Origin of the sequence: Deinococcus sedimenti, from assembly GCF_014648135.1 — a bacterium.
Taxonomy (GTDB): domain Bacteria; phylum Deinococcota; class Deinococci; order Deinococcales; family Deinococcaceae; genus Deinococcus; species Deinococcus sedimenti.
Map to the genome: position 1 here is coordinate 2,501 of NZ_BMQN01000037.1, position 6,617 is coordinate 9,117.

4 protein-coding genes (1 of these 4 cut by a window edge) are annotated in these 6,617 nt (G+C 64.8%); 2 read left to right on the forward strand and 2 right to left on the reverse strand.

From position 1 onward, the window contains the following. On the forward strand, positions 1 to 157 hold the end of the coding sequence (locus tag IEY69_RS22060; protein WP_189075064.1) for a site-specific integrase. 722 nt of this gene lie to the left of the window's left edge; only the last 157 of its 879 coding nucleotides appear in the window; its start codon lies beyond the left edge, outside the window; its stop codon occupies positions 155 to 157. A gap of 83 nt (positions 158 to 240) precedes the next feature. On the opposite strand, the gene IEY69_RS21155 is transcribed toward IEY69_RS22060, so the two are convergent. Next, positions 241 to 954, reverse strand: a complete 714-nt coding sequence (locus IEY69_RS21155) for a hypothetical protein (protein ID WP_153013929.1) — start codon at positions 952 to 954, stop codon at positions 241 to 243. Between the two features lie 693 nt (positions 955 to 1,647). Next, entirely contained in the window at positions 1,648 to 3,717 is a 2,070-nt protein-coding gene (locus tag IEY69_RS21160) for an AAA family ATPase (RefSeq protein ID WP_083524283.1), read from the reverse strand. Between the two features lie 369 nt (positions 3,718 to 4,086). Here IEY69_RS21160 and IEY69_RS21165 point away from each other — a divergent pair, with 369 nt between their 5' ends. Further along, positions 4,087 to 6,390 carry a ribonuclease H-like domain-containing protein gene (locus IEY69_RS21165; RefSeq protein ID WP_229784187.1) on the forward strand — a complete coding sequence of 768 codons (2,304 nt, stop codon included), beginning with the start codon at positions 4,087 to 4,089 and terminating at the stop codon, positions 6,388 to 6,390. Positions 6,391 to 6,617 lie beyond the last annotated feature (227 nt).

Below are 6,617 nucleotides of genomic sequence, written 5' to 3' on the forward strand. Positions count from 1 at the left end.
CGACCTCCCCTTCATTCCCCCAGGCATGATCCGCCGCGCCGCCCTGCGCGACCACCCCGGCACCCCACAGACCCTCGGCTACACCCGCGACAAGGATTACCGAAAAGCCCTCAGGCACGCCCAGAGCATCGTAGACCACAGCCACTTGAGAGACTGACCTTCAAGCCCTGCACCACACCACCCGTCCCCTTGAATCACTCCTTGACCTCATTCGTAGAGCAGAGTTGGCCGCGCCACAGGTTACTGAGGGCGCGCCCGTACAAGGTCATCAACGCAGAACCACACGCCCTCCCGACTGACATGCACGACGCCCAGGTCAATAGAGGTCTGCTGGCGAAGTTCCTCACGGGGGTGGACGTAGTTACGAAAATCACGCACAACGTGCCCCAGTTTTCCCCGCGCCCTGTGAAGCCACCCAGCCTGCTCAGCCACCTGAATAAGATCTGTCAAGGTCCAATCATGGAAGGGTTTTGGTTTACCGCTATCACGCTCTTTCGGAGTGGCCACCTGGATGTTCGCCACACGAGGATCGTCCTGCACAGCAGCCAGGAGCGCCCCTTCGAGGACAGCACCGTAGGCAATCAACGCCATGCGGTGGGCAGGTGTACGGGCCAGAAGTTCCGCTTCATTCCACCGGTCCTCAAGCAAATCGGCCAATTGAGGATTACGGGTCAGGGCATGAAAGGCCGGTGCGGGCAGATCACGTAAAGCCGCAACTGGGGTGGGCGCCGGGAGGACCTTGAGCCGATAGTGATCCGCGTAGACGTGCAGCTGGCCGTCGCGTTCCATTTGAAAGAGCAGTATGCGGCACTGCTCGAAAGGCAAGCCTGTGCCCAGGGCTGCCCCCACCGGAGTAAGGGAAAGCTGCTGGTCGATGCGCGCCAATGCCTGCAACAACCGGCGAAGCAGCCCCCGCGCGTCCTCATCATCGGTCTGCCGAATCAGGTGGGGCACGGCAGTGTGATCTACGATGAGTGGGGCCACGTGAGGTGGGGGAGCGGTCAACCAGCTGTGCAGCGCGGCTCGCGCACCCAACAGAGAAGCCTCGCGTACCCCGACCACCTCAGCAGCCGTACGGGCCTGCGCGGTGGTTCGCACGCGGAACGGCAGACGCTCCTGGGTAGCCTGGAGCCGCATGTAGAGCGTTTCGACCATCCCAGTCCACGGAGGACGGACGTACTGGGGACCGTCGGCACTCCACTCCACAGTGATCAGTTGGTGGTGGAGGACGGTCGCAGCGACCTTGCCGGGTTGCCTGGGTACGGGGCGGAACATACCCCATGATCGCAGGCGCAGCCCAAGCGGGGGCGGGTAGACTGATGGTGTTCCACACAACCGGAGGATCACATGACACGGAAGACTACTGGAAGCAAAGCCGCCACAGCCGCCTCCAAAACACTGCGTGACGGGCGCACGAGTCAGGATTCCAAGTCCGCTGCTGGCAGCGCGCTGTCTCAGGTCAACACGGGCCGCACCACGAGCAAGAAGGCCGCAGAGGCTGCCTCCAATGTGCTCCAGAGCCGTTCCACTGGTCAAACCTCCAAGCGGGCTGCTGGCAGCGCACTGGCACAGAAGCCCCCGGCCAAGAAGCGATAACAGTGGGGCCGCGGCCGCTCCCAGCAACCCCCTCCGGCATGGAAGCTGCGATCAGGCGAGCATTCGGCTAAACATCTTCTTCCACAGGGCGACCGTCGTCTTATCGATCGCCGGAGGTGTTTTGTGCAGCAGGCGACCTTTGAACCCTTTGGCCAGCGTGACTTTCCATCCGGGATCGAGGGTGATGCCGTGCGCCGCAGCGAAGGCTTCCACCTGGTTCACAAGTGGCACAGCAGGGTTATGGGTGTCGGCGAAGAGGTCGGGGGCGTCCCGCAGCATCCGGTCGAGGAACGGCGCCAGAATCTCGAAAGGAATCAGATCCTCGATTTCACCGTCCGGCACGCTGATGAAGTCCGACACGGGAATGAGGCGCTTGGGGCTGCTCTTGTACAGGTCCGCTTTCAGCTGCGTGTGCATGTTTCGGCCGGCCTGGTCGGCGTCCATCACCACGCTGGGCAGATCACCCTCGCGACCGACGAGGAGACCAGTTAGGGGCTTGATGCCCTTGGTGCCGCCGGACGGCACGAAGAGGATTTCCCGAGACGGGCTGATGGACTTGGTGCTCACGAGGTAGTTTTTGATCGCGTTGAGGTAGATCTGGTCCGACACCCCTTCGACGATCACGGGCAGGCACCCCTGGAGGAGCGTGTCGGAGATGCTCAGGCCCAGGGCGGCGTGGACGGCATACACGCTACGCTGCTGCGTGCCGGTGCCCTCGTTGGCGCGCAGGTTCTCACTGGTGACGGTGTAGCCCTCGTCGTCCACGTAGACCACCTTGACGCGCTCGACGTGGTTCGTATCGACCAAGAAGGGGGACTGGGTGGTGTGAATCACTTGGTTGGTCTGGCTGAGGTTCGCGAAGAACGCCGCGAGGTCCCGCTGAGCGAGCGGGTGCAGGCTGTGGCCCGCCTCGTCAAGCAGCAGGATCGCATCGCGGTGCGCGTCGCCGCTTTCCACCAGGAAGACGAGATAGAAGCTCAGGAACCATTGCAGGCCCGTGCTGCGGTTCTCGAGTTCGATCGGATCGCGGCGGAGCTTGTCCGAGACGTAGATGCGGAAGAAGTTGCCGTCCGCGCGGAAGTCGAAATCGTACTCACCCTGTTTCCACCACGCCTTGAATTCCCGGGACAGGCGGGCCATCGCGGAATGCAGCAGGGCCTGACGGTCCGCTTTGCGCTCGGCGATGGCGTGAACATTCTGTTCCGTGGCCTGATGGGTGGGGAGTTCCTGGCCCATCTCCATGATTTCCTGAGGGTTCAGGCCCACGAACTCGAACAGAACCCGCAGTGTGCGGGCCCGCGCTTCGGCCGTGCCGGTGAGGTCCGTGCGGCGCATGTTCTCAATGGCGTGCGGGAGGAAGATCTCGGAGTCGAGGTTGCCGTAGTTGCTGTAGTAGACGAATTTCGGAATAGCTTTGAGCACGATGTCCTGGACGCCGTTGACCTTGGCGGGGTTCTCGAAGTGCAGGTGCGCGTCACGCACCTGATTCCAGGCGGTCAGAACATGTTTGCGGAACGGACTGTCAGGCAGCGCCGACCAGACGCTGAGTAATCTCGCCGTGAGATCTTTCGTCAGCGGTTCTGTAATGGATTGGCCTTCTGGCAGGGCTTCAGTGGCGTGCGTCAGGACAGTCGTGACTTTTTCCTTGGCATCCTGCAGTTCCGGCGTTCCAGCGTGGCCCTCCTGTACTGCTTGTAATTGCTGTAGGAGAACATTACGGATAAGACCCCACGTAAAGCTCTCGGCCGGTTGCGCGTCGAGAAACTGGATGGAATACGACCCGTCAAAGCGGCGGGACACCCGCACTTTGAGGCTGTCCTTATTCTTAATGAGAGCCTTCTCGGCAATTCTTGCAGTGTCCTCAGCGTTTAATTGGAAGTCGGCTTCAATAAAAGTGTAGTCTTTGAGCTTGTTGCGCGCTTCAGCGAACAGGTGGCGAGGAAGATCGGCGCGGGCGACAATCTCTCCACTTTGTGCAGGGTTCAGGCGCCAGAGGGCCAGCAGGATGTTGCTCTTTCCTGCCTCATTCATCCCTACCAGGGTCGTAACGTCGTCACAGCTAATCCACCCGCTATCCTTCACGCTGCGGAAGTGTTGAACACGGAATTGAAGTAAGGCCATGTCACTCAAGAATACCGAGTAGCGACGGTGGGCGAGGGGTTCCGAACGACATCAGCATCTTCAGGCATGGACGCCACACGTGCCCAACGAGGGACCACTGGGACGACACTCGGCAACCGGATGGTCCTACCCCAGCCCACGCTTTCGTCACGGAGGCGCGAGCTGGGGTAGGACCGGCACCTGCCCGTTCCCACTTGAGCCTCACTCAGCGCCCCGCTTCTGGAACACTGTCCCTCATGACGACCACGACGACTACCCCCGCACCTTCACGCCCGACCCCGCGCCGTAGTGATGGCGTCGGGCCCTGCTCAGGCTGCTGAGCACCGCTGATGGGGCGGTGGATCTCACACCCTGATGGATACTGGGTCGGTGCGCCTTCCCGCCCCCGACCTCACCACGCCGTCCGCACCACGCACAGGCATCGTCTCCGTGCACGCCACGGCGGACGGCGCGGTGGACGTCTGGCGGCGCGACCCGGTCACCGGTGAGGGGCGCGTGCAGCGCACCCGGCAGCGCGGCTGGATCTACACCCGGAACGTCGATGACCTGCTGCACCTCGGGAGCCGACTGACTGTGTCTTCTGGGCCCGCTTCAGCAGAGGCGGCCTATCACGCGCAGGACCTCGCCCCGGACAGCCAGGTGGATCCCCGCGCCTACCGCTACCTCCTGAGCGGCCCCAGCCCCCGACAACTGGAAGGGGAGATCCAGCGGGGCGCTGTCACCGCCCGCGGCCTGAAGGTCAGGCCTGCTCTTGGTGACCTCAGCGGGTACCTCCGAGTGGGCTACGCGGAGCAGTACCTCATCACCACCGGGCAGACCTACCACCAGGGCCTGACCTTCGATCAACCCGTCCGCCTGCAGTTCGACCTCGAAACCACGGCCCTGAGTCCTGACGAGGGCCGTATCTTCCTGATCGCCGTGCGGGATAACCGCGGCCTGGAGACCCTGCTCGAAGCGCGGCGCCCCGCGCAGGAGGGCGAGATCATCGAAGCGTTCCTGGCCCTGGTGCAGGAGCGTGACCCGGACGTCATCGAGAACCACTTCATCCACGGTTTCGACCTGCCGTTCCTGGCCGCCCGCGCCCGGCGGCACGGCATTCCCTTCCGGCTCGGCCGGTCCGGAGACGGCGTGCCCTGGACCGTCGACGACGGCAGCCGCGTGCCGATGTGGGTCTGCCCCGGACGGGAGATCCTCGACACGCTCGACGCCGTCCACCGGTTGAATCTGCCGTCCAGTGGCCTGAAGGCCGCCGCGCGGCATTTCGGCGTCGCCCCCGAAGACCGGGTTTATCTGGAAGGGGCGGAGATCGTGAGCACCTACCGGGACCACCCGAAGCTTGTGCGGCAGTACGCGCGGCAGGACGTGCAGGAGGTGGACGATCTGGCCCGCATCGTGCTCGCCCCGAGTTTCGCGCTGGCCCGCCTGACGCCCCGCCCGTACCACCGTCTGACCCGCGCCGGACCCGCCAAGGGCGTGCTGGAACCCATGCTGATCCGCGCGTACGTCGAAGCGGGCCGCCCGTTCCCCGCGCCGGAACGGGGGCACCTCGAACCGCACCGGGGCGGGCACGTGCAACTGCACGCCGAGGGCGTCCTGCGGCACGTCGTCAAGGCGGACGTGGCAAGCATGTACCCCAGCATCATCCGCGCCGAAGGCATCGGGCCACGGCAAGACGAGCTTGGCGTCTTCCACCGGATCGTGAGTGACCTGACCACCCAGCGCCTCACCCACAAACGAGCCGCCCGCGACGCCACCCTGAGTGGCGCGCAGCGCCGGGAGCACCACGCGATGCAGGACGCCATGAAGCTCGTCGTGAACGCCGCGTACGGCTACCTCGGCGCCGGGCGACTCGCACGCCTGGGAGACCGGGACGCCGCCGACCGCGTCACCGCCCGGGGACGCGCGCTGCTCCAGCAGGTCACGGGCGCGCTGGAAGCCCGGGGCGTGCAGTTGATCGAGTCGGACACGGACGGCGTGTACTTCAGCACGGGCGGGGATATCGGCGAGGTCCGCGAGAGACAACTGATCAGCGACGTCTCGGCTGGCCTCCCGGACGGCATCACGCTGGAGTTCGACGGCCGCGCGCAGGCCATGCTGAGCCATCAGGTCAAGAATTACGTGCTCTTGCGCTATGACGGCACGCTGGACCTGAGCGGCGCGTCGTTCGAGTCCAGCCGGTCCGAGCGGTACGGCACGGCCTTCCTGCGAACGGCCTTGCGGGACCTGCTGCAGGGCGACGTGCCCGGTGTGCAGGCGGCGTTCGAGGACACGACGAACCGACTGACGGCGCGTGACGTCACGAACGCGGACGTGAGCAGCCGCGTCCGGATCGGCAAGGCGAGAAGCGACTATGCGCAGACGCGCGGCCAGCGCAAGGAAGCTCATCTGGAGGCGGTGTGGCAGGCCGGACTGGACTTCCGGGTGGGGGACCGCATTGACCTGTACGTCCGCGCGGGGGCAGGCCTGAGTGTCCTGACCGACCTGGACGGGCGCGATTACGACGCGGGGCACTACCGCGCGGCACTCGTGCAGAACTACGCCACGCGGCTGCGCAAGGCGCTCGACCCGGCGGACTGGGAGCAGCTGTTCAGTGGGCGCGGCGCCGGACTGTTCGACCGGCCCGTCGCGGAGATGCGGGTACAGTGGCGGCCAGTGGAGGACGCGGCCCGGTAAACCCGGCGCGCACTGGTGTCGGGCACGCGTTCCAGTTCCTGATGGGCACCGGGGTTCTGTCGCTCAACCTGCTTCCCGACCCGCCGCTGCCTCGCACCCTGCTTGTCGGGTAGGCCGGCATCGCGGTAGTAGTGGCGCGGAGAGTCGGCTTTTGCCTCAGCACCTCAGCACCTGACACTTCGCTAGAAATGGCGTCCTGAACGCAGTGAGGCATGAAAAAGGGCGGT